This window comes from Bradyrhizobium sp. HKCCYLRH3099 (assembly GCF_051167855.1).
Classification (GTDB): domain Bacteria; phylum Pseudomonadota; class Alphaproteobacteria; order Rhizobiales; family Xanthobacteraceae; genus Bradyrhizobium.
This window is the reverse complement of sequence record NZ_JBNPTW010000007.1, coordinates 246,027-267,815: the sequence shown is the minus strand read 5'-3', so window position 1 is coordinate 267,815 and position 21,789 is coordinate 246,027. Positions and strand designations below refer to the sequence as shown.

The 21,789-nt window shown below is 66.2% G+C and carries 16 protein-coding genes; 8 read left to right on the top strand and 8 right to left on the bottom strand.

Annotation, left to right across the window (positions count from 1 at the left end; translation table 11 throughout):
* The first annotated feature begins 33 nt into the window (after positions 1-33).
* A complete protein-coding gene (gene hspQ, locus ACQR1Y_RS17035; RefSeq protein ID WP_434860780.1) occupies positions 34-366 on the top strand; it encodes a heat shock protein HspQ in 333 nt (110 codons plus the stop codon).
* Between the two features lie 120 nt (positions 367-486).
* On the opposite strand, the gene ACQR1Y_RS17030 is transcribed toward hspQ, so the two are convergent.
* Positions 487-1,278, bottom strand: a complete 792-nt coding sequence (locus ACQR1Y_RS17030) for an invasion associated locus B family protein (RefSeq protein WP_434875995.1) — start codon at positions 1,276-1,278, stop codon at positions 487-489.
* Between the two features lie 260 nt (positions 1,279-1,538).
* Between ACQR1Y_RS17030 and ACQR1Y_RS17025 the strand changes: the two genes are divergently transcribed.
* The 3 genes from ACQR1Y_RS17025 to ACQR1Y_RS17015 all read left to right on the top strand — a co-directional run bounded on the left by ACQR1Y_RS17025 (position 1,539) and on the right by ACQR1Y_RS17015 (position 6,269).
* A complete protein-coding gene (locus ACQR1Y_RS17025) occupies positions 1,539-3,365 on the top strand; it encodes an extracellular solute-binding protein (protein ID WP_434875994.1) in 1,827 nt (608 codons plus the stop codon).
* A 13-nt stretch (positions 3,366-3,378) separates the two neighbouring features.
* Positions 3,379-4,923: an AMP-binding protein gene (locus tag ACQR1Y_RS17020; RefSeq protein ID WP_434875993.1), complete on the top strand. Its 1,545-nt coding sequence runs from the start codon at positions 3,379-3,381 to the stop codon at positions 4,921-4,923.
* Between the two features lie 113 nt (positions 4,924-5,036).
* Positions 5,037-6,269 (top strand): GGDEF domain-containing protein, encoded by a 1,233-nt coding sequence (locus ACQR1Y_RS17015; protein WP_434860783.1) that lies wholly within the window; start codon positions 5,037-5,039, stop codon positions 6,267-6,269.
* 528 nt (positions 6,270-6,797) lie between these two features.
* Here ACQR1Y_RS17015 and mfd read toward each other — a convergent pair.
* A complete protein-coding gene (gene mfd / locus ACQR1Y_RS17010) occupies positions 6,798-10,313 on the bottom strand; it encodes a transcription-repair coupling factor (RefSeq protein WP_434875992.1) in 3,516 nt (1,171 codons plus the stop codon).
* Positions 10,313-10,600, bottom strand: coding sequence for a succinate dehydrogenase assembly factor 2 (locus ACQR1Y_RS17005; RefSeq protein WP_434875991.1), 288 nt, complete (start codon positions 10,598-10,600; stop codon positions 10,313-10,315). The genes mfd and ACQR1Y_RS17005 overlap by 1 nt, the downstream gene beginning before the upstream one ends.
* A 199-nt stretch (positions 10,601-10,799) precedes the next feature.
* On the opposite strand from ACQR1Y_RS17005, the gene ACQR1Y_RS17000 reads away from it, so the two are divergent.
* Both ACQR1Y_RS17000 and recG read left to right on the top strand, forming a co-directional pair.
* Complete coding sequence (locus ACQR1Y_RS17000) at positions 10,800-11,363, top strand: hypothetical protein (protein ID WP_434875990.1); 564 nt, start codon at positions 10,800-10,802, stop codon at positions 11,361-11,363.
* Positions 11,364-11,433: 70 nt separating this feature from the next.
* Entirely contained in the window at positions 11,434-13,536 is a 2,103-nt protein-coding gene (gene recG, locus ACQR1Y_RS16995) for an ATP-dependent DNA helicase RecG (RefSeq protein ID WP_434875989.1), read from the top strand.
* A gap of 201 nt (positions 13,537-13,737) precedes the next feature.
* Here the strand turns inward: recG and ACQR1Y_RS16990 are convergent, their stop codons facing one another.
* Together ACQR1Y_RS16990 and ACQR1Y_RS16985 are read right to left on the bottom strand one after the other, a co-directional pair.
* A complete protein-coding gene (locus ACQR1Y_RS16990; protein WP_434875988.1) occupies positions 13,738-14,589 on the bottom strand; it encodes a DUF1932 domain-containing protein in 852 nt (283 codons plus the stop codon).
* Positions 14,590-14,745: 156 nt separating this feature from the next.
* Entirely contained in the window at positions 14,746-16,626 is a 1,881-nt protein-coding gene (locus tag ACQR1Y_RS16985; protein WP_434875987.1) for an autotransporter domain-containing protein, read from the bottom strand.
* A gap of 261 nt (positions 16,627-16,887) precedes the next feature.
* Here ACQR1Y_RS16985 and ACQR1Y_RS16980 point away from each other — a divergent pair, with 261 nt between their 5' ends.
* Positions 16,888-17,262, top strand: a complete 375-nt coding sequence (locus ACQR1Y_RS16980; RefSeq protein ID WP_434860789.1) for a VOC family protein — start codon at positions 16,888-16,890, stop codon at positions 17,260-17,262.
* A gap of 215 nt (positions 17,263-17,477) precedes the next feature.
* Here ACQR1Y_RS16980 and ACQR1Y_RS16975 read toward each other — a convergent pair whose 3' ends face one another.
* The 3 genes from ACQR1Y_RS16975 to glmS form a co-directional block, all read right to left on the bottom strand.
* Complete coding sequence (locus ACQR1Y_RS16975) at positions 17,478-18,275, bottom strand: DUF502 domain-containing protein (RefSeq protein WP_434860790.1); 798 nt, start codon at positions 18,273-18,275, stop codon at positions 17,478-17,480.
* 194 nt (positions 18,276-18,469) lie between these two features.
* Complete coding sequence (locus ACQR1Y_RS16970) at positions 18,470-19,084, bottom strand: LysE family translocator (RefSeq protein ID WP_434875986.1); 615 nt, start codon at positions 19,082-19,084, stop codon at positions 18,470-18,472.
* A 418-nt stretch (positions 19,085-19,502) separates the two neighbouring features.
* Positions 19,503-21,329 (bottom strand): glutamine--fructose-6-phosphate transaminase (isomerizing), encoded by a 1,827-nt coding sequence (glmS, locus tag ACQR1Y_RS16965; protein WP_434860792.1) that lies wholly within the window; start codon positions 21,327-21,329, stop codon positions 19,503-19,505.
* 231 nt (positions 21,330-21,560) lie between these two features.
* Between glmS and ACQR1Y_RS16960 the strand changes: the two genes are divergently transcribed.
* A complete protein-coding gene (locus tag ACQR1Y_RS16960; RefSeq protein WP_434860793.1) occupies positions 21,561-21,785 on the top strand; it encodes a hypothetical protein in 225 nt (74 codons plus the stop codon).
* The last annotated feature ends 4 nt before the right edge of the window (positions 21,786-21,789 follow it).

Genomic DNA, 21,789 nt, shown 5'->3' with positions numbered 1-21,789 from the left:
GCATCGCTCCCCGTCCTGGTCTATTCGACTAGAATGATCAAAGCGCGAACTGCCAAGTTTCAGATCGGCCAGATCGTCCGGCACCGAGTGTTCTCGTTCCGGGGCGTGATCTTCGACATCGACCCCGAGTTCAACAACACCGAGGAGTGGTGGCTGTCGATCCCCGAAGAGGTCCGGCCGCACAAGGACCAGCCGTTCTACCATCTGCTCGCCGAGAACGCCGAATCCGAATACGTCGCCTACGTGTCCGAGCAGAACCTCGTCCCCGACGAGTCCGGCGAACCGATCCGGCATTCCCAGGTGGCCGAGATCTTCGTCAAGGACAAGGCGGGCGGCTATCGTCCGCGCAACCCCCTGCTGAACTGAGGACGGTCCGCGGTCGAGCTTGACCTGCCTGCCCTGCCCTCGACGCACATTCGCTGGCATCAACAAAAAAGGCGCTCCAACCGGAGCGCCTTTTGATTTGATGGAGTGTCGCGGCAGCGCTTACTGCTTCGCCTGCGGCTGAGAGCCTTGCGTCTGCTCGAGCTTCTTGCGCTGCTCCTCGGCGCGCTTCTGCAGCTCTTCCTGCAGCTTCTTCTGCGTCTCTTCGAACTGCTTCGGATCGGTCGGCGGGCCGTCATAGGCCTTGGCGAAGCTGCTGTTGCCTTCCTGCAGCGGCAGCGGCAACGTCAGCGCGGTGCCGTTCGAGTTGATCGCCTGCACGTACAGGGTCTGGCCCTTCTTCAGGCTGTTCACGAAATCAGGCGTCGCTTCGTAGTCCGACATGCAGCCGTTCTGGAAGCAGATGACGTACTTGCCTTCCATGAACTGATTGTTGTCGATCACGATGCGGGTGCCGGGCTGCAGCTGCATGCCGAGCGGCAGGGTCACGCGCAGGATTTTCTTCGGCTCGCCTTCCGGCTCGATGATCACGGCAGCAACCACCGGCTGACCGGACTCGATGCGGCCGTCCTTGCCGATGAAGCAGACCTGCTTGGCGTTGGCGTCCTGGCCCTTCAGGCAGAACTTGGTCCAGGGCGCGTAGATCAGCTGCGGCATCTCCTGCTGCTGCTGGGCCTGCTGCTGGCCCGCCGCCGGAGGCGCGCCGGCAGGAGCCTGCGCGGCCGGAGCGGGAGCCTTGGGAGCGGCAGCCGGAGCTTTCGCCTTGGGCGCGGCGGGCGGCTGGGCCTGCGACTGCGCCTCGGAGGCGAACGAAACGGCCAGCGCGGTGACCGCCAGCAGGGCGACGAGCCGCCCACGCGGCCCAACCGACGAGGCCAAGTCACGGAAATTCATTGCGGAAAACCCTTTCTGAACGGCAGCGCCCGAGACCGCCAAAGGCGCCAACCAAGCCGTCGAAGCGGCTGTCTCCTCAGGAAATGAGGCGGTTAAGTGACAGGCGTTGCCGCCGTAACTCAATCGCCCGCCTTCTTAACGCGGTATGCGGAAGAATCAATGCCGCGAGACCGTGTCGCGGCTGCGGTCTAGCGCTGGCGAGGCTGTGGTAAAAGCCCCTCGTGAGCTGTTCCGAATCAAATGCTTGCGCCTTCGTCCTGATGCTGCAGCGCAGGTTGAGCGTGGCTGCGTGCACAAGCGCGCTGATCCTGGCGCTGTTGCCGCCGATCTACACTTCCAAGGCAAACGCGGCCGAAACTGCGGCGATCGCCATGCACGGCGACCCGGCCCTGCCGGCCGGCTTCGATCACATGCCCTATGCGAACCCGGATGCGCCGAAGGGCGGCCGCCTGGTGTGGGGGCTGCTCGGCACGTTCGATAGCCTGAACCCGTTCATCGTGCGCGGCATTGCAGTGCAGCAAATTCGGTCCCATGTGGTCGAGAGCCTGCTGACGCGCGGCAATGACGAGGCGTTCACGCTCTATGGCCTGCTGGCCAGGAGCGTCGAAACCGACGAGCGCAGGACGTTCGTCACCTTCCGCATCGACCCCCGCGCCCGCTTCTCCGATGGCCGGCCGGTGACCGCCGAGGATGTCGCGTTCTCCTTCGCGCTGCTGCGCGATCACGGCCGTCCCAACCACCGGCAGTTCTATTCCAAGGTGGCGCGGGCGGATGTGCTCGATCCGCTGACGATCCGGTTCGACTTCGGCGGCAGCGAAGATCGCGAACTGCCGCTGATCCTGGGGCTGATGCCGATCCTGCCGAAGCACGCCACCGACGTCGCGAGCTTCGAGGAGACGACGATGGCGCCGCCGATCGGGTCCGGCCCCTATCGCGTCACGGCAGTGCAGCCGGGATCGAGCGTCACCCTGACCCGCAATCCGAACTATTGGGGTCGCGATCTGCCGGTCAATCGCGGCTTGTGGAACTTCGACGAGGTCCGGCTCGATTATTACCGCGAATCGAACGGCCAATTCGAAGCCTTCAAGCGCGGGCTCTACGACTTCCGCATCGAGACCGAGCCGTTGCGCTGGCACGACGGCTACGATTTCCCGGCGGCGCGCAACGGCGAGGTCATCCGCGACAGCATCACCTCCGGCACGCCGCAGCCCTCGCAGTTCCTGGTGTTCAACACGCGCCGGCCGGTGTTCGCCGATATCAGGGTCCGCCGGGCCTTGACCTTGCTGTTCGACTTCGAGTGGATCAATCGCAACTACTTCTTCGGCCTGTACCGCCGCAGCGGCGGCTATTTCGCAGGCTCCGAGCTATCGGCCTATGGCCGCCCCGCCGAAGCCGTCGAGCGCGAGCTTCTCAAGCCCTTCGGCGCGCAAATCCCCGCCGACATCATGGACGGCAGCTATCGCCTGCCGGTCACCGACGGCTCGGGGCGCGACCGCGCGACGCTGAAGGCCGCGCTCGATCTGCTGGCTGAGGCCGGCTACGGCCTCGACGGCACGGTGTTGCGGCACCGGACGACGCGCGGGCCGCTCGCCTTCGAGATCCTGGTGACGACGCGCGACCAGGAACGCATCGCGCTCGCCTATGCCGGCAGCCTCAAGCGCGCCGGCATCGCGGCTTCGATCCGGGTCGTCGATCCCGTGCAATTCGACCAGCGCCGCCTGAGCTTCGAGTTCGACATGATCCAGAACCGCTGGGACCAGTCGCTGTCGCCCGGCAATGAGCAGGCGTTCTACTGGGGCAGCGAGGCCGCCGACCGGACCGGAACACGGAACTACATGGGCGCCAAGGACCCGGCGATCGACGCGATGATCGCGGCGCTGTTGCGGGCCCGCGACAGGCCCGAATTTATCTCGACGGTTCGCGCGTTGGACCGTACCCTGATGGCGGGGTTCTACGCTATTCCAGTGCTCAATGCCGCCGAGGAATGGATCGCTCGGTGGAATCGTATAGAACGGCCCAAGAGGACAGCCTTGACGGGAGCGCTCCCGGAGAGCTGGTGGCAGCGGCCGGAGCCGGCAACCAAATGACCAACCGGGGCAGTTGGTCGGCCGGGTCCGTGAAAGTACGGGGCAACAGGTGAATCAGGCCAATACGTCGCCGACGCTCGACGCGTTGTTTCAACGCATCCTGGCGCGCAAGCCGGATGCGGTGGCGTTGATCGATCCGATCAACAAGCAGCGCGTCACCGGTCGGCCTCCGATGCGCCTGACCTATGCGGAAGCCGATCGCGTCATCTCGGCGCTCGCGGCGCATTTCATCGACGCCGGCCTGCCCGCGCATTCGGTGATCGCGGTTCAACTGCCCAACACCATCGAGTTCGTGCTCACGGTTCTGGCCGCGCATCGCGCCGGTCTTGTGGTGGCCGTGTTTCCGCTGTTGTGGCGGCAGTCGGAGCTGGTGGCGGCGCTGAACCGCACCAGTGCCCGGGCGATCGTGACGATGGCCAAGATCGACGGCGTCGTCCATGCCGACCTGGCGATGAACGCCGCGGCCGAAGCCTTCTCCATCCGCCATGTCTGCGGTTTCGGCAACGACCTGCCGGAGGGCATGTACTCGCTCGACCAGTCGATCGCCAAACCGTCGCGGTCGACGCGCGGACTGATGCCGGATGGCCGCAAGGCCGCGATCGTCTCCTTCGATGTCACCCCGGACGGCTTCCGCGCCGTGCCGCGCACCCATCTCAGCCTCATCGCCGGCGGTCTCGCGGTTTCGCTCGAGAGCGATCTGCCGCAGGGCGTGAACATGATGTCGGCGTTCCTGCCGTCATCCTTTGCCGGCCTCGCCGCCTCCGTCGTCACGTGGTTGCTGTCCGGCGGCAGCCTCGCGCTGCATCACCCGTTCGATTCCGAGGCGATGGAGCAGCAGCTCCAGCAGCTCGGCTGCGACACGCTGATTGTTCCCGCCCAGCTCGCCCTGCGGCTCGACGAGGGCGATCTCGCCGTCCGGCTGCCCAATCTGCGCTACGTGCTCGGCATGTGGCGCGCGCCGGAGCAGGTGGCGTCGAGCCCGTCGTGGAAGACGCGCGACATCGAAATGACCGATGTCTATCTGTTCGGCGAAGCCGGCCTGTTCGCAATTCGGCGCACGTCGGCCGATGGCAGCCCGGGGCCGGTCAAGCCGGGACGCCAGGGGGCTCCGCGCGAACAGGCGGGATCGTCGATCGCCGGCGAGATCCTGGTCACGCCCAAGGGCACGCTGGGCCTGCGCGGACCGATGGTCGTGGTTGCCGCCTATGCGCCGCCGCCCCCGCCGAGCGACTCGCTGATGCCGGCGCCGCCGCGCGATTTCGTCGACACCGAATATGCCGTCCGGCTCGATCGCGCCCATGACACGATCTCGATCACCGCGCCGCCGGCCGGCGTGATGGCTGTCGGCGGCTACCGCTTCCTCGCGCAGGACCTGCACGAATGGTCGCGCCGCCTTGGCCAGGGCGCGCTGCTGACCGCCCTGCCCGACCGGCTCAGCGGCCACCGCCTCGCGGGGCGTGCGATGGACAATGCCCGCGCCCGCGAAGCCCTGGCCGAGCTCGGACTCAACCCGCTGATGGTCGAGGCCTTCCGCGACCGAGCCAGCTCGGGCGGCTGAAACTGCCGTCCGGGCAAATGCGGAACCGGCGTCTCTGGAACAGGATTGACGCCGCGTTAACGGGAGAGACCTAGGATCGCGACGTATCGTCCGCGTATCCTGAGTTCTCCTTGATGTCCCAACAAGGCCCGCTTCTCATCGTCTCCAAGTCCACGCGGCCTTCGCTGACGGCGGCTCTCGCCGCAGCGCAAATTCTCCCCACCGCCGAAGCCCGCTGGGGCGATGCGTCCGGCGCGATCGCCCGGATGCAACCCGCGGCCGTGCTTGCTGTCATCGACGGTGCCGACGAGGCCGACATCGCAGCGCTGTCGCGCCATGTCAGTGCGCGAGGACCCTATATTCCGATGATCGCGATCGATCCGGGCGATACCGTGCTGCCCGACAACGCGATTCCTCTGCACGGCAGCGACAATCATGAGCGGCTGCTGGCGCGGCTGCGCGCGGCGCTGCGCATCCGCACGCTGCACACGATGGTGCTGCGTCGGCTCGACGAGAAGAAGTCGCCGGACGCTGTGCTGCCCGACACCGATCCGCTCAATGACGCGACCGTGCTGCTGCTCGGCCGCGGCGCCTCGATGCCCGGATTGTCCGTCGCGCTCGGCGAGCGCATGGCCGTGGTCGGCGCGCTCAGCATCGAGGCCGCCGCCAAGCATCTGTCGAGCCGCGACATCGACGGCATCGTGCTCGGCGAAGGGTTTTCGCCGCGGGTGGTCGATGCCTTCCTCGCGGTGCTCGCCGAGGACACCCGCTTCCGCAATCTCGGCGTCGTCGTCACCGCCAACCAGCCGGCGCCGTTCCAGGAGCTCGCCAATCTCGAGATCATCGCCGGCGATCCACAGCGCATCGCGGCGCATGCTTTGCCGCTGATCCGCCAGCATGCCTTCGAGAGCCGCCTCAATCGCACCCTGCGCGCGATCGAAGCCGGCGGCATGCTCGATCCGCAAACGGGCCTTCTCACCCGCAACGCCTTCGCCCGCGATTTCGCCACCGCCGTCAGCCAGACCCAGAAGAGCGGCGGCAGCCTGGCCGTCGCCCGCTTCGCCTTCGATCCGGTCAACCCGCGCGCGCAATATGACGGCGCCCGCATCATCAGCCGCCTGATGCGCCGGATGGATTTCGGCACCCACGAGGACAACGGCTCCGTCGTCGTCGTGTTCGCCGAGACCGACCTGCGCTCCGCCCATGCCATCGCCCGCCGCCTCTCCAGCGTGATGCGCCACACTTCGCACGGCAAGCGTGACACGCGCTCGGAGCCATCGATCACCGTCGCAGCGCTGCAGCCGAACGACACCGCGCGGACGCTGCTGGCCCGCGTCTACGGCGAGGCCCAACGCGCGGCGTCGTAAGTTTGAGGCGCCGCTCCTAGCCCCACGTCATTGCGAGCGCAGCGAAGCAATCCAGGGGCGTCAACGGGACTCTGGATTGCTTCGCTACGCTCGCAATGACGCTTGGAGTTATCAGCTCGCGTCTACCCAATGATGCTGGACCGTAGGGTGGGCAAAGGCGCATGCACGGTCTCGCCACAGACGAGCTATCAGATAGCGCCGTGCCCACCATCTCACGACGCGCCATGCCGCACGACAGTGGGCACGATGCCGCACGGCGGCCGCTTTGCCCATCCTACGGACCGTTTTCCCTGATCACGATCTCAGCCCAATACGTGCATGTTGAGATCGCGCATTTGCCCAACTCGTCTGCTGCAATCGACGATCGCTCGAGGCATCCAACGAAGCGGAGCATGCGTCATGCGGAACCGGCAATCCTGCGAGGAGACTGATTGGGTCAGCGTCGTGGCGATCGTGTCCGTGTTTCTGATCGCCAGCCTTGCATTGCATTTCGGCTGGCAGCTTCGGTGATGGCGGCCCGGCGGCGTGTTACGCCGCCTTCTTCTTCTCCGCGAGCTCCGCCAGCTCCTTGAGAATATCCGTCGTGCCCGCCAGCCGCTCCTCCGGCGTCTCCCAGACCTGCAGGAACACCACCTTCATGTCGGGGCGTACCTTGGCGGCCTGGCCGTGGCGCTTGATGAAGGCGACAAGACGATCCGGATACGCAAAGCTGTTGTCGCGGAAGGCGATGACGGCGCCCTTCGGGCCGGCGTCGACCTTCTCGACATTGGCTCTCCGGCAGTAGTTCTTGATCGCGGCGACCTTGAACAGATAGCGCGTCTCGTCCGGCAGCTTGCCGAAGCGGTCGCGCAGCTCGGCGGCGAAATTCTCGATCTCCTCGTCGGTCTCGAGATCGGCGAGGCGGCGGTAGAGCGACAGCCGCACCGAGAGATCGGAGACGTAGTCCTCGGGGATCAGCACGGGCATGCCGATCGTGATCTGCGGCGACCAGCGGTCGACGGTCGGCTCGGTGATGCCGGCCTTGAGGTTCTCGATCGCCTCCTCCAGCATCGACTGATAGAGCTCGAAGCCGACCTCCTTGATGTGGCCGGACTGCTCGTCGCCCAAGAGATTGCCGGCGCCGCGGATGTCGAGATCGTGGCTGGCGAGCTGGAAGCCGGCGCCGAGTGTCTCCAGCGACTGCAGCACGCCGAGCCGCTTCTCGGCCTGCGCGCTGACCTTGTGGGTCGACGGCAGGGTGAACAGCGCATAGGCGCGCAGCTTGGAGCGGCCGACGCGGCCGCGCAGCTGGTAGAGCTGCGCCAGGCCGAACATGTCGGCGCGGTGCACGATCAGCGTGTTGGCACGGGGAATGTCGAGGCCGGATTCGACGATGGTGGTCGACAGCAGGATGTCGAACTTGCCGTCGTAGAACGCCGAGATGATGTCCTCGATCACGGTCGGCGCCATCTGGCCGTGCGCGACCGCGACCTTCATCTCCGGCACGGTCTTGTCGAGGAACTCCTTGACCTCGGCGAGATCATCGATGCGCGGCACGACATAGAACGCCTGGCCGCCGCGATAGCGCTCACGCAACAACGCTTCGCGGATCATCACGGGATCATGCGGCGCGACGAAGGTACGCACGGCCAGGCGATCGACCGGCGGCGAGGCGATGATCGACAGCTCGCGCACACCGGTCAGCGCCAGCTGCAAGGTGCGCGGGATCGGCGTCGCCGACAGCGTCAGCACGTGGACCTCGGCGCGCAGTTGCTTCAACCGCTCCTTGTGGCTGACGCCAAAATGCTGCTCCTCGTCGACGATGACGAGGCCGAGGTCGCGGAACTTGACGGTCTTGCCGAGCAGCGCATGGGTGCCGACGACGATGTCGACCGAGCCGTCGGTGAGGCCCTTCTTGACCTGGTTGAGCTCCTTGGTTGAGACGAGCCGCGAGGCCTGGGCGACGTTGACCGGAAAGCCCTTGAAGCGCTCGGTGAACGTCTTCGCGTGCTGGCGCGCGAGCAGCGTGGTCGGCACGACGACGGCGACCTGCTTGCCGTCGAGCGCGACCGCGAAGGCCGCGCGCAGCGCGACCTCGGTCTTGCCGAAGCCGACGTCGCCGCAGACGAGGCGATCCATCGGCCGTCCCGCTTCGAGATCGCCGAGCGTCGCCTGGATCGCGGCGAGCTGATCCTCGGTCTCGTCATAGGGAAAGCGGGCGCAGAACTCGTCATAGAGGCCGGCCTGCACCGGCATCTTCGGCGCCTCGTGCAGCATGCGTTCGGCAGCGATCTTGATCAGCTCGCCGGCCATCTCGCGGATGCGGTTCTTGAGCTTGGCCTTGCGCGTCTGCCAGCCCGAGCCGCCGAGCTTGTCGAGCTCGACATTGGTCTGGTCGGAGCCGTAGCGCGACAGCAGCTCGATGTTCTCGACCGGCAGATACAGCTTGGTCTCGCCGGCATAGCGCAGCTCGAGACAGTCGTGCGGCGCGCCGGCCACTTCGAGGGTCTGCAAGCCGACGAAGCGGCCGATGCCGTGGTCGACATGCACGACGATGTCGCCGATGGCGAGGCTCGTGACCTCCGAGATGAAATTGTCGAGCTTGCGGCTGGCGCGGCGCGGCCGCACCAGGCGGTCACCGAGGATGTCCTGCTCGGAGATGACCGCGATCTGGTCGGTCTCGAAGCCGGTCTCCAGGCCCAGCACCGCCAGCATGGTCTCGTTGCGCGGCGTCGCCTGCACCATGCGCCAGGTGTTGACGCTGGTGACGTGGATCAGCTTGTGGTCCTTCAACATCGAGGCCATGCGGTCGCGCGAGCCTTCGCTCCACAGCGCGATCACGACCTTCTTGCGCAGAGATTGCAGCGCCTGAACGTGGGCCACCACGGCCTCGAATACGTTGACCGCGGCGTCGTTGCGCTCCGGCGCGAAGTTGCGGCCGGCCCGCGCGCCGATGTCGACGACGCCGGCGCCCTCGGGCACGGCGAACGGCGTCACCTTCGCGAGCGGAACAGCGGCGAGCCGCTCGGCCCACTCCGTGGACGTCAGATACAGCCGGTCGACCGTCAGCGGCTTGTAGATCGCGCCGCCGCCAGGATGCTCCATCGCCTCGCGTCGTGCGTCGTAATAGTCGATGATCTGCTTGAAGCGCTCCCGCGCCGCGTCCTCGCCCTGCGGCTCGATCACGATCGGCGTGTTCGGCAGGTAGTCGAACAGCGTCTCCATCTTGTCGTGGAACAGCGGCAGCCAGTGCTCCATGCCGGGATAGCGGCGGCCTTCGCTGACGGCCTCATACAGCGCATCGTCGCGGTCGGGCGCGCCGAACTCGGCGACATAGCCCATGCGGAAGCGGCGGATGGTGTCGGTGACGAGCTGGAATTCGGAGACCGGCACGAGATCGAGCGAGCGCATGTCGAGCAGGGTGCGCTGCGTCTCGGCATCGAACGTGCGGATCGACTCCAGGCTGTCGCCGAAATAGTCGAAGCGCACCGGCTGGTCGAGGCCGGCGGGGAAGAGGTCGAGGATGCCGCCGCGCACAGCATATTCGCCGCTCTCGCGGACAGTCGAGGCCCGGACGTAGCCGTTGTGCTCCAGCCACGCGACCACCGAATCCATCGGCACGACATGGCCTGGCGCGACCGACAGCGCCTGCCCTGCCATGGTGTCGCGCGACGGCACGCGCTGGACGATGGCGTTGACCGTGGTCAGCACGATCAGCGGCTTGTCGCTGCCGGCGAGGCGCGACAGCCGCGCCAGGGTCGTGACGCGCTGGGCCAGGATGCCGCCATGCGGCGATACGCGGTCATAAGGCTGGCAGTCCCACGCCGGGAACTGCATGACGGGCAGATCAGGCGCGAAGAAGTCGAGCGCCCGCGCCAGCTGCTGCATCCGGTTGCCGTCGCGGCAGACCACGGCGAGGCTGACCGCCGGCGGCTTCGGCCTGGCGGCGATCGCACGCGCGAGGTCAGAGACGACGAGCCCCTCGGCGCCCTCGGCGACATTGGCGAGCGTGAGCGCACGCCCCGGCGCGAGATGCTCGGCGGGCGACTTGACCGGACTCTTCATCAATCGGCGTCCACCGCGCGGAAGCTCTTGATGCGTTCGAACAGCGCCGGCGTCTGCTCGGGCGGCAGCGGCCGGGCGCCGGTGATCGCGGCGTAGAAGTCGGGGTCGGAGACCTCCAGGAGCTGTTCGAGCTGGTCGAGCTCGCTTTCGGTCAGTGTCCCGATCTCGGCGTCGGCAAAGCGGCCGAGAATCAGATCCATCTCACGGGTGCCGCGATGCCAGCAGCGGAACAGCAGCCGCTTGCGGCGGTCGTTGAGGCCTTGGCTCGAACGAGTGGTCCCGGTCATTGAAATTGCCCTGCAAGTCGAAACGCCAAAAGCCCGGACATGCTGCCGGGCCAAGGTCATATAGCGTCGGGCAGGATCGAAGTCAGCAACCATTCTCGAAGGGGTAGACCGTTGATTTGCATAGATTCTTGGCCTGAAACGGCTTCGTCAAGACTATGATGGGTGGAACGCCCCCTGACCGAAAGCACAGGATGAACCGATGGCGGAATCGCTCGATCACCCCCATGACCAGAAGCGCTTCATCGAGCGGCTGACGGAAACGATCGCCTGGTGTACGGTCGCGGGGAGCATGTCGCAGCCGGATACGTCCCTGAGAACATGTCGGCCGGACTGCCAGGACCTCGCATCCCAATCCCACCAAGTGTTCGCCGTCGCGCATCGGCGATGGGGACGCCTGCGATCGATCGGACAACGTGACCTCACGGCCGTGAGCGATCTGTGCGGAGGTCGGCTCGTTGCCTATTTCCCGGACGACAATCTGGCGTGCGGTACCGCACAGGACCAATCGCGCGGATTTTTCGACGTCAACAACATCCCTCCCTACGACACCTGGGTGTGGATGGTTGGAAATACCAGAACGTATGACCGGACCGACGGCAGCAAGGGTCAACACGACGCCAACTATCTGGTCGCCTGGGTACCGCCCGATTTCATTCAGCTTGCAAGCGAAGGCATCGCAGTGAACCCCGAGGAATGCATCCTGTGGCTCGACACCCTCGACGATGAATTCGTGCAATCGCTTCGGCGGCTAAACCTCTTGTAGCGTGCACTTTTTCGTGGATTCCCGACAGAAAGCCGGACGAGACCGACCGAGACGGCTTTAAGTACCGCCCATGCGCCCTGCCATCCTCAACCCGCTGTTTACACCGGTCACCACCCTCTCCGGAGTTGGCCCGAAGCAGGACAAGCTGCTGCGCTACCTGCTGAGCTGCAGCGAAACGCCGCGGCTGGTCGACCTGCTGCTGCACCTTCCGGCCTCGGTCATCGACCGCCGCAACCGGCCCAAGGTGCGCGACGTCGAGGTCGGCACGGTCGTGACCCTGGAGGTGACGGTCGATCGCCATCGTCCGTCGCGGAACGCCCGCGCGCCCTATCTGGTTTACGCCAGCGACGAGACCGGCGATGTCGTGCTGACCTTTTTTCGGCCCAAGGGCGACTACATCGAGAAGATCCTGCCCGTCGGCGCCAAGCGCTACGTCTCCGGCACGGTGCAGATGTATGACGGCGTGCCGCAGATCGTGCATCCCCACCCCATTCTGGATGAAGCTGCGTTTGCCAAACTGTCAGGAATCGACCCGGTCTATCCGCTGACCGAAGGCCTCGCGCTCGGCTCGCTGCGGCGGGCGATCGCGGCGGCTCTGACCAAGCTGCCGGAGCTGCCGGAATGGATCAGCCCGGAGGTGCTGAGCCGCTGCAACTTCCCGCCGTTGCGGGAGGCGCTGACGCGGGTGCATGTGCCGCAGGAGCTGACGGATATCCTTCCCGAAAATCCGTTCTGGTCACGGCTTGCCTTTGACGAATTGCTCGCCGGGCAATTGGCGCTGGCGCTGGTGCGCGCGCAACTGCGCCGCCCGGCCGGCAACCGTCATGCCGGCGACGGCCGGCTGCGCCGCCGGATCATCGACGCCCTGCCCTATGCGCTGACGAACTCGCAGGCCCAGGCGATCGAGGCGATCGCGGCCGATCTCGAAAAGCCGGTGCGCATGCTCCGCCTGCTGCAGGGCGATGTCGGCTCCGGCAAGACCGTGGTCGCGCTGCTCGCCGCGGCCGCGGTGGCCGAGGCCGGCAAGCAGGCGGCGCTGATGGCGCCGACCGAGATCCTGGCGCGGCAGCACGCCAAGACCATCGCGCCGCTCGCCGAGCGCGCCGGCATGAACGTCGCCATTCTCACCGGCCGCGAGAAGGGCAAGGAGCGCCGCGACATCCTCGCCCGGCTCGAGGCCGGCGAGATCGACCTGCTGGTCGGCACCCACGCGCTGATCCAGGATGACGTCGTCTTCAGATCGCTCGCGCTTGCCATCGTCGACGAGCAGCACCGCTTCGGCGTCCGCGAGCGACTGGCGCTGACGTCGAAGGGCGAGGCCGTCGACGTGCTCGTGCTGTCGGCCACGCCGATCCCACGCACGCTGGTCCTGACCTATTTCGGCGACATGGACATTTCCGAGCTGCGCGAGAAACCGGCCGGCCGGCAGCCGATCGACACCCGCGCCGTGGCCGACACTCGCCGCACGGAGGTGATTGACGCCGTCGGCCGCGCGCTCGACGCTGGCAAGCTGGTGTACTGGATCTGCCCGCTGGTCGAGGAATCCGAGGCCGAGGGCATCGATCATCTCACCAATGCCACCGACCGCTACGAAAGCCTGCGCGAGCGTTTTGGCGAGCGCGTCGGGCTCGTCCACGGCAAGATGAAGGGCAGCGAGAAGGACGACGTCATGGGCCGCTTCGCAGGCCATGAGCTGCGGCTGCTCGTCGCCACGACGGTGGTCGAGGTCGGCGTCGACGTGCCCGCGGCGAGCATCATGGTGATCGAGAACGCCGAGCGTTTCGGCCTCGCCCAGTTGCACCAGCTGCGCGGCCGCATCGGCCGCGGCTCGGAAGCATCGACCTGCATCCTGCTCTACCACGAGCCGCTCGGCCAGATGTCGAAGGCCCGGCTCGCGGTCATCCGCGAGACCACCGACGGCTTCCGCATCGCCGAGGAAGATTTGAAGCTGCGCGGCGAAGGCGACGTGCTCGGCATCCGCCAGAGCGGCCTGCCCGGCTATCGCATCGCGCGGCCCGAGGTGCACGCGCAGCTGATCACCCAGGCCCGCGACGAGGCGCTGCGGATCCTCAAAGAGGATCCCAAGCTGAAGGGCCCGCGCAGCGAGGCGCTGCGCTGTCTGCTGTACCTCTACGAACGCGACGAGGCGATCCCGCTGCTGACGGCGGGGTAGTCTGGCCGAAAGTGCCTCAACGAACTCCGCTGTCGTCCCGGCCTCCGAGCCGGGACCCATACCCCCAGGCAGCAGTTTGAGGCAGGCGGGCCATTGGCTTTTTCGCGCCTCACAGGCGCCGCGGAGTATGTGTTCCGGATCTGCGCCGCGACGCGCTTTGCGCATCGCAGCTTGCCCGGTACGACGAAGTGAGATGAAGGCTCACTTCCCCTTGCAGCTTTCCGCGAACGCCACAAGCTGCGCCGCCTCCGTCCCCTCGCCCTGCACGTCCGCCGCAATGTGCTCGAACAGCCGCGCAAACCCCTCGTAGATCAGCGCCGCCGGATGATCATCGCCGAGAAAGCCTGCGATCTCGCGCATCTCGGCGACCCAGCGATAGGCCTTCGGCAACATGTCCGGCAGCGCGCTGCCGAGCCGCGCCTGGACGTGCGGCAGGCTGAGCGCGAGCTCGTCGCGCAGCGCATCCGCAGCGCCGGCGCGCGTGGCGGCCAGCACCATGGCGGCCCCCAATCCCGTCAGGCCCTTGTTAATGCCCGCATAGGACATCTTCAGCGCCGACGCCGCACCGATCGGCCCCTCGATCATGCGCAAGTCCAGCCCGAGCTGCCCGAGCACGGCGACATCGGCCGCCGTCTCACCGCTAACATAGAACGCAGGGCCCTTCGTGCCCGGCTTCGGCGGCAGTCCGATGATGGCGGCGTCGACCAGGCGGGCGCCCGAGGACAGTACGATGTCCTCGATCCTTCGGATGGTCTCGACGTTGACGGCGTTGCAGTCGACGATGACGGGCTTCTTTGCACTCCGATTGATGGCGGTGGCGAGCTGCTCGGCGAGCGCCACGGCTTCGCCCGGCGGCACGATCGACAGGATGATGTCGGCCGCAGCGATCTCGGCCTCGCTGGCGCCGATCATTCCGGAAGCCGCCGCCCGCGCCTGCGTCGCGGCGCTACGGCCCTCCAGCGAGGTCAGGATCTTGCAGCCATGCTCGGCGAGGCGAGCGGCGATGGCGCTGCCCATGGCGCCGGGCGCGATCACGGCAATGCTGGGGGGCATGAGGACAACTCCGATTCCGACGATGCTCCCGAAACACTATCCGGCTTCGATGACGAAACGGAACACGCGAAAACGGAGGGGCAGCCCTTCCGGACTGCCCCTCACCCTGGCCGTAGCGGCAGTCGCGCCCCCCAGCGCCTGCTGCTCCGACCGAGCTCAGAACGAGATCTTCAAGCCGCCGCTGCCGAAGAAATCGTCGCCGCCGGTGCGGCCGATGGTCCGCGAGACGTTCGCCGTCAACGCGACGTTGCTCCAGAACGGCGCCACGACCCCGGCACTCACGCGCCCATAGACATTGTGCGAAGTGCTGTTCGGGACGGTCCAATTGTTGACGATCACGGGCGCCGAGGTCGCGCTGTACTGGATCAGGCGGCCATTGCCGATGAGGTCGTCGTCGAGCGTCAGGTTGAGATACGGATTGATCGTCGCGCCCTGCAGTTGGAACGGCGTCCGCAACTGCACGCCGACGCTGCCGACCAGGGTCTCCGCCGTCTGCGAACCGACGCTCAGCGTCAGCGCGGGATCGCCGGCCTCGGTAAAGCCGTCGACCTTGGCCCGCGCATAGGTCAGCCCGCCGATCGGACCGAGCTTGGCCGCACCGGCGTCAAACAGATAACCGGCCTTGCCGGCGACGACGAAGGTCGTGCCGCCGGGGTTCGAGGTGATGGTGTCGACCACGCCCGGCCTGGTGTTGCGAAAATCCTGATGGCCGATCGTGGCGAGGCCCTGGGCAAACAGGTTGCTGCTGGCCCAGGCGCCGTAGAATCCGAACTGATAGGAGTTCGCATCCGTCGTGCCGGCATTGCCGAACAGCCGCGCCTTCGGGTTGGAATAGTCGAACGCGGTGCCGAGCATCGCGTTCGCCGACAGGCGATATTCGACTCCGATGGTGCCGCCGACGCTGTCGAGATTGAAGCCGTTTGCGGCGACGTTGCCCTGCCGGTCGCTGATCCCGCCATTTCCCTGCATGTAGAACGACCACGGATTGACCGCCGCGAGCGGCGGCGCTTTCACATAGGGCGCCTTGGTGACAGCCGCATAGGAATTCATCGTCGACGGCGAAAAGCCCGCGGTCTCGCGGAACTGATCGAGCTTGCCGAACAGGGTCGAGGCAAAGCCCATCGCGGTGATCGACGCCACGTCCCCTTGCGGGGCGAAGGTCAGCGGCGCGTTGAGGCGGTTGACGATGTACTGGCCCAGCACCTCGAAGCCGTGCGAGGTCAGGTGCACGCCGTCGACATAGAACAGATACTGGTTCTGCAGCGCAGGATTGCCGATGCAGGCGACTGGACAGGCGCCGACATTGCTGAAGCCGTAGCGAGACGGATTGGCCTGGATCAGCGAGCCGATCAGGCTAGTGTCGACATATTCGACGCGCACGCCGGAGCGCGCGACGCCCGCGAGCGAGGCCTGCATCAGTGCATTGTAGGTCGTGCTGTAGAGCTTGCCGGTCGGGGCATTGGCGTTGCCGACGGCTTCCGGCAGCGTGCTGACATCGCCGGCCGTGAACACGATGCTGCGCGCGCCGGCGCCGACCAGTGCGTTGATGCCGGTCATCGCCTGCTGCGCGGTTACGGCAGCCGCGACCGGCGCGCCGGCGAACGAGCCGCCCGCGCGATAATAGGCCCGCGCATCATTGCCGCCGATCGAGATCTCGACGAGGTCGGTCGACGAGATCCTGCCGGAGAAGCCGGTCAACCCGCTCCACTCCTGGACAAAGCCGGGAATGCCGGGACCGGCGACATTGGTGGTGCCGCTGGTCGCGCCGCCGATCGCGTAGTTGAGCTGGGGAATGCCGAGCAGCGCCGAGGTCGTATCGACGAAATTGGTGCCGCCGCTGAAGCGGCCCGTCGGATACAGCGGCAGCTTGCCGAGACCGCCGGTGAAGGTCCAGAGATTGCCCGTGTCGGCGTAGCTGTCACCGAAAGCTTGAATGCGCGTGTAGGTTGTTTGGGCCGATGCCGGTTCCGTCTGTTGCAGCCACGCCCCCGACAGCACGATCGCCCCCACCAACGACGCCTGACTCATACGCCTCATCACGCGACTCCCTACGCCTTACTTTTGTTTGTCTGATGTTTCCATAGCGGCGGATTAGGACACCACCGACCCTAGGTTGTAGGGCCGCGGACGGCGAAAGGCTGTGCCTTCGCGGCATCATCATGCGGTGCAAAGCACCGCTCTCCGCACGACTGCTCGCTGGCCGCACGTCAGAAAACACTGCTGACAAGATCTGGCAGGAGGCCGCGCTAAGTCCGTCGCCGAAGCGCCGACGCCGGCGCTGACAGCGGAGACACACCCATGCCCGACTTCAACTTCCTGATCCTCTATGTCGACAACCCGCCGAACAGCGCGGCGTTCTATTCGGGCCTGCTCGACCGGCCCGTGCTGGAGCAGTCGCCGACCTTTGCGATGCTGCCGCTGCGCGAGGGCGTGATGCTGGGCTTGTGGTCACGGCACACGGTCGAGCCGGCGGCCGCTGGCGGACCGGGCTGTGGCGAGGTCGCATTCGCTGTCGGTGATGTCGCCGAGGTCGAAGGCCTGCACCGGGACTGGAAGGCTCGCGGCCTGCCGATCATTCAAGAGCCGACGCGGATGGATTTCGGCACGACCTTCGTCGCGCTCGATCCGGACGGGCATCGCCTGCGCGTCTTCGTTCCGCAGGATGCGGGCTGAAGCATGCGAAGGTCCAGGACGAACGCTTCCTTGAAACAGGTTGTCTTCGGGGCGCGTTCTGGCCACCGCTGCATGCTCCGCGAAAGCGGGGCATCCAGTACTCCGCGAGGTGAGAGATTCACCGAGATGTCACGGCGTACTGGATCGTCCGCTTTCGCGGACGATGACAGCCTGGGGTGACATGATCGCTGTGCTGGGGCTTCGGAAACGCTCGTTTAGTCGACCTTGGCCGGTTCCGGCTCCAGCTTCGGCGATGGCTGTTGGGCCGCTGCGTTGGCAATGCGGGCGGCGTTGGCCGTGCTCGCGAGCGCGGCGACCTTCTTCTGCTGATCAGATCCTGGCTGCACCACGCCGCAGGACATGATCAAGGTCGCCGCATCCTCGGCGCTCATGTCGACCTCGATGATCTTGCTCTTCGGCAGATAGAAGAAGAAACCGGTGGTCGGGTTCGGCGCGCAGGGCAGGAACACGGAGATCTGCTCCTCGTCGCCAGGCAGCCGGTTCGCGACCTCCTCGCTCGGCGGCTGCGAGATCAGCACGATCGACCACATGCCGGGCGACGGGAACTCGACGAGACCGACGCGGCGCAGGCTGGAGCCCTTGCCCGAGAACAGCGTCTCGAACACCTGCTTGAGGCCGCGGTAGACGGCGCGCACCGCAGGAATCCGTCCCAGCAGCCGCTCTCCGAGATCGACCAGCGTGCGGCCTATCAGGTTGGCGGTGAGGAAGCCGAGCAGCGTCAGGCCGATCACGGCAACGATCAGCCCGGACCCGGGCACGCCGAACGGCAGGTAGGTCTCAGGCCGGTAGGCGAGCGGAACGAACGGGCGCACCAGCCCGTCCACCCAGGTCACGAACCACCAGGTGATGTAGAGGGTGATGGCGACGGGGCCGGCGACGACGAGGCCGGTCAGGAAATAGTTTCGGAACCGAAACATCAACCCGTGGTGGCTTTCCGGGGGGACTTCGGTCAGGGAATCAGGCTTTGGCGGCAGGTCGTCGCGGGAACTCATGCGGACTTCCGGGTCGGATCAGATCTCAGGTGGGTGTCTTAGCAGATTTTTGAAGGACCAAGGCCCTCTTTCCGACACACCGCACGCTTTGCCGCTGGCCTGTGACCCCGCCACCCCTGCCCCAAGGCCGCCAGTGGCCCGCGTGCTCGCAGCATGTTCTCGACGGCCCCCTCAAATCCCTCCGGCATCCGCACTCAGGCGCTGCGCAGCGGCAGGGCGAGACCGACGGCGACGAAGATACCGCCGCACACCTGATTGAACCGCCGGCCGACCCGCGCGAGCCACGGCCTGACGCGGGCGGCCGCACTGGCGATGGCGACCTCGGTGATGAACTCGGTGATCGTATAGGTCACGGCCACGATCGCGAATTGCAGGCCGAGGCTGCGGGCGGGATCGATGAATTGCGGCAGCAGCGCGCTGAAGAACAGCAGGCATTTCGGGTTCGTCGCGGCGGTGAGGAAGCCCGCGCGAAACAGCGAAGGCCCGGTGGCGGTCACCTTCTCGCGGCCGAAGTCGACCGCCACCGGCGGCGAGCGCCACAGTCTGATGCCGAGCCAGGCGAGATAGAGCCCGCCGACCCATTTGAGGATGACCAGCAAGGTGATCGAGGATTGCACGAGCGCGCCGATGCCGAACATGCACAGCGCCATGATGAGGGCGAAACCGATCAGTCCGCCGGTGATCGTGAACAGCGTCCGGCGCCCGCCGTGCAGCGCACCGTGCGTCAGCGCGAGCAGGCCGTTCGGCCCGGGTGTCAGCGAAATGCCGATGCTCGTGAGCAGGAACAAGAGCCAGGTGTCGAGAGCCATCGTGTTTCCCGTGATGGACTGGGCCGAGCGACCCGCCGCCGGAGTCATCCGGCACACGCTGATGTCGGATTGTCAATCAGATGGCAAGCGACGGAGTTTGCTGCGACTGCTGCGCAATCCAAAAAACGATCGCGCGCTCGCGCCTCGATGACCGGTGAGCTCGAATAAAAACTGGTGTCGTCCCGGACAAGCCCGACAACGCAACAGCGTTGGCGGGCGCCGATCCGGGACCCATACTCCCAGGATGCGGTTTGGGGCAGGCTGCAGCTGACAGCGCAGCCAACCATGAAGCGCGGTGGTTATGGATCCCGGCGTTCGCCGGGATGACACTGAATGTGCGGAGGCCGCGTCGCAACTAACGCCCACGGCTTCATGGCGAAGCGAGAGCATCGTCCTGAAACCAGCCGCATGCGGCGGCCTACTCCACCGTCACCGACTTCGCGAGGTTGCGCGGCTGGTCGACGTCCGTGCCCATCACCACGGCCGTATGATAGGCCAGGAGCTGCACGGGAATGGCGTAGACGATCGGCGTGAAGGTCGCGGCCATGTCGGGCATGGTGATCGTCACCAGCGACTCCACCGTCGCCTCCTCGGCGCCCTTGGCGTCGGTCATCAGGATGATGTTGCCGCCGCGGGCGGCGACCTCCTGCATGTTCGACACGGTCTTCTCGAACACCTTGTCGTACGGCGCGATGACGACGACCGGCATGGTCTCGTCGATCAGCGCGATCGGGCCGTGCTTGAGCTCGCCGGCGGCATAGCCCTCGGCATGGATGTAGGAGATCTCCTTGAGCTTCAGCGCACCTTCGAGCGCGAGAGGATACGACGTGCCGCGGCCGAGATAGAGCACGTCCTTCGACTTGGCGATCTCGCGCGCCAGCTTCTCGATCTGGTGCTCGGTCGTCAGCGCCGCCGCGATCAGGCGCGGCACCTCGACGAGGCCATGCACCAGCTTGGTCTCGTCGGCCTCCGACAACTCGCCACGGCCGCGGCCGGCGGCAATCGCAAGCGCCGCGAGCACCATCAACTGGCAGGTGAAAGCCTTGGTCGAGGCGACGCCGATCTCGGGACCTGCGAGCGTCGGCATCACGATCTCGCTCTCGCGCGCGATCGTCGAGGTCGGCACGTTGACGACCGACAGCGTATGCACTCCCTGCGACTTCGCGTAGCGCAGCGCAGCCAGCGTATCGGCGGTCTCGCCCGACTGCGAGATGAAGATCGCGAGATCGCCCTTGCGCAGCGGCGCCTCGCGATAGCGGAACTCAGAGGCGACATCGAGCTCGACCGGCACGCGCGCGAAGCGCTCGAACCAGTATTTGGCGACGAAGCCGGCATAGCTCGCGGTGCCGCAGGCCGTGATCGAGATGCGCTGAATGTCCTTGAAGTCGAACGGCAGCCGCGCCGGCAACATCACGCGCTCGGTGCCCATGTCGACGTAGCGCGCAAGCGTGTGGCCGACGACCTCCGGCTGCTCGTGGATCTCCTTGGCCATGAAGTGGCGGTAGTTCGCCTTGTCGACCAGGAACGACGACGCGCCCGACTTCAGCACGTCGCGCTTCACCACCGCGCCCGAGGCATCATGAATGATGCCGGACTCGCGGGTGATCTCGACCCAGTCGCCATCATCGAGATAGCTGATCGTGTCGGTGAACGGCGCCAGCGCGATCGCGTCCGAGCCGAGGAACATCTCGCCGTCGCCATAGCCGAGCGCCAGCGGCGAGCCCTTGCGGGCGCCGATCAGCAGATTGCCATGGCCCTTGAACAGGAAGGCCAGCGCGAACGCGCCCTTCAACTGCGGCAGTGACGCAGCCACCGCCTGCTGCGGCGATTGCCCCTTCGAGAGATAGGAGTTCACGAGGTGGACGACCGTCTCGGTGTCGGTCTCGGACTCGAACGCGGCGCCCTGCTTTTCCAGCTCGGCGCGCAGTTCGCGGAAGTTCTCGATGATGCCATTGTGCACGACTGCGACACTGGCGGTCGCGTGCGGATGCGCGTTGCTCTCGGTCGGCTTGCCGTGCGTCGCCCAGCGTGTATGACCGATGCCGGCATGGCCTTTCAGCGGCTCCCGCTCCAGCCGCTTCTCGAGATTCTTGAGCTTGCCCTCGGCGCGCCGCCGCTCCAGATGATCGCCTTCGAGCGTCGCGACACCGGCTGAATCATAACCGCGATATTCGAGGCGCTTGAGGGAATCGACGAGATGCTCGGCGACCGGCCCGCGTCCCAGGATCCCGATGATTCCGCACATCCGCGTTAGTCCCCAAATCGTCGAGAGAGATTCAAATGCGTGGCATTGTCTTAACGAAAACCGCGCGCTTTCAGGATTCAATAATTATTGCGGATTGCGACAGGGTTAAGTGGAAGCCTTAACCGCGCCGGCCAATGCGCAACTCCGGTTCGATGCGGAGGCGTAGCTGAACGCCGGCTTAACGCCCGATCAACGCTTCCACGGCGACACTGTCGTGTCGGAGAGGACGCCATGACCTACAACCGCCGCCCAACTGATCCCAAGGGGACCACCTCGCTCAGCCTGTCGCACCCGTCCGGAAGCCATCTGGCTCACTGGCCGCCGCCGACCATGGGGCATGAGCTCAAGCCGATGCCGATCAGGCATCACACCAATGAGCCGATCAAGCACGCCACCCGCCGTGGCTGGCGGCTGACGCGCGAGATGTTCGCCGAGTTCCTCGACGAAAAGGACTGACGGG

Bases quoted from the DNA above. Each gene is read 5' to 3' on its own strand.
- ACQR1Y_RS17000 (WP_434875990.1), top strand. From the start codon at position 10,800: ATGGCGGAATCGCTCGATCACCCCCATGACCAGAAGCGCTTCATCGAG.
- ACQR1Y_RS16985 (WP_434875987.1), bottom strand. From the start codon at position 16,626: ATGAGGCGTATGAGTCAGGCGTCGTTGGTGGGGGCGATCGTGCTGTCG.
- ACQR1Y_RS16970 (WP_434875986.1), bottom strand. From the start codon at position 19,084: ATGGCTCTCGACACCTGGCTCTTGTTCCTGCTCACGAGCATCGGCATT.
- ACQR1Y_RS16990 (WP_434875988.1), bottom strand. From the start codon at position 14,589: ATGCCCCCCAGCATTGCCGTGATCGCGCCCGGCGCCATGGGCAGCGCC.
- glmS (WP_434860792.1), bottom strand. From the start codon at position 21,329: ATGTGCGGAATCATCGGGATCCTGGGACGCGGGCCGGTCGCCGAGCAT.
- mfd (WP_434875992.1), bottom strand. From the start codon at position 10,313: ATGAAGAGTCCGGTCAAGTCGCCCGCCGAGCATCTCGCGCCGGGGCGT.
- recG (WP_434875989.1), top strand. From the start codon at position 11,434: ATGCGCCCTGCCATCCTCAACCCGCTGTTTACACCGGTCACCACCCTC.
- ACQR1Y_RS17005 (WP_434875991.1), bottom strand. From the start codon at position 10,600: ATGACCGGGACCACTCGTTCGAGCCAAGGCCTCAACGACCGCCGCAAG.
- ACQR1Y_RS17025 (WP_434875994.1), top strand. From the start codon at position 1,539: ATGCTGCAGCGCAGGTTGAGCGTGGCTGCGTGCACAAGCGCGCTGATC.
- ACQR1Y_RS17030 (WP_434875995.1), bottom strand. From the start codon at position 1,278: ATGAATTTCCGTGACTTGGCCTCGTCGGTTGGGCCGCGTGGGCGGCTC.
- hspQ (WP_434860780.1), top strand. From the start codon at position 34: ATGATCAAAGCGCGAACTGCCAAGTTTCAGATCGGCCAGATCGTCCGG.
- ACQR1Y_RS16975 (WP_434860790.1), bottom strand. From the start codon at position 18,275: ATGAGTTCCCGCGACGACCTGCCGCCAAAGCCTGATTCCCTGACCGAA.
- ACQR1Y_RS17015 (WP_434860783.1), top strand. From the start codon at position 5,037: ATGTCCCAACAAGGCCCGCTTCTCATCGTCTCCAAGTCCACGCGGCCT.
- ACQR1Y_RS16960 (WP_434860793.1), top strand. From the start codon at position 21,561: ATGACCTACAACCGCCGCCCAACTGATCCCAAGGGGACCACCTCGCTC.
- ACQR1Y_RS16980 (WP_434860789.1), top strand. From the start codon at position 16,888: ATGCCCGACTTCAACTTCCTGATCCTCTATGTCGACAACCCGCCGAAC.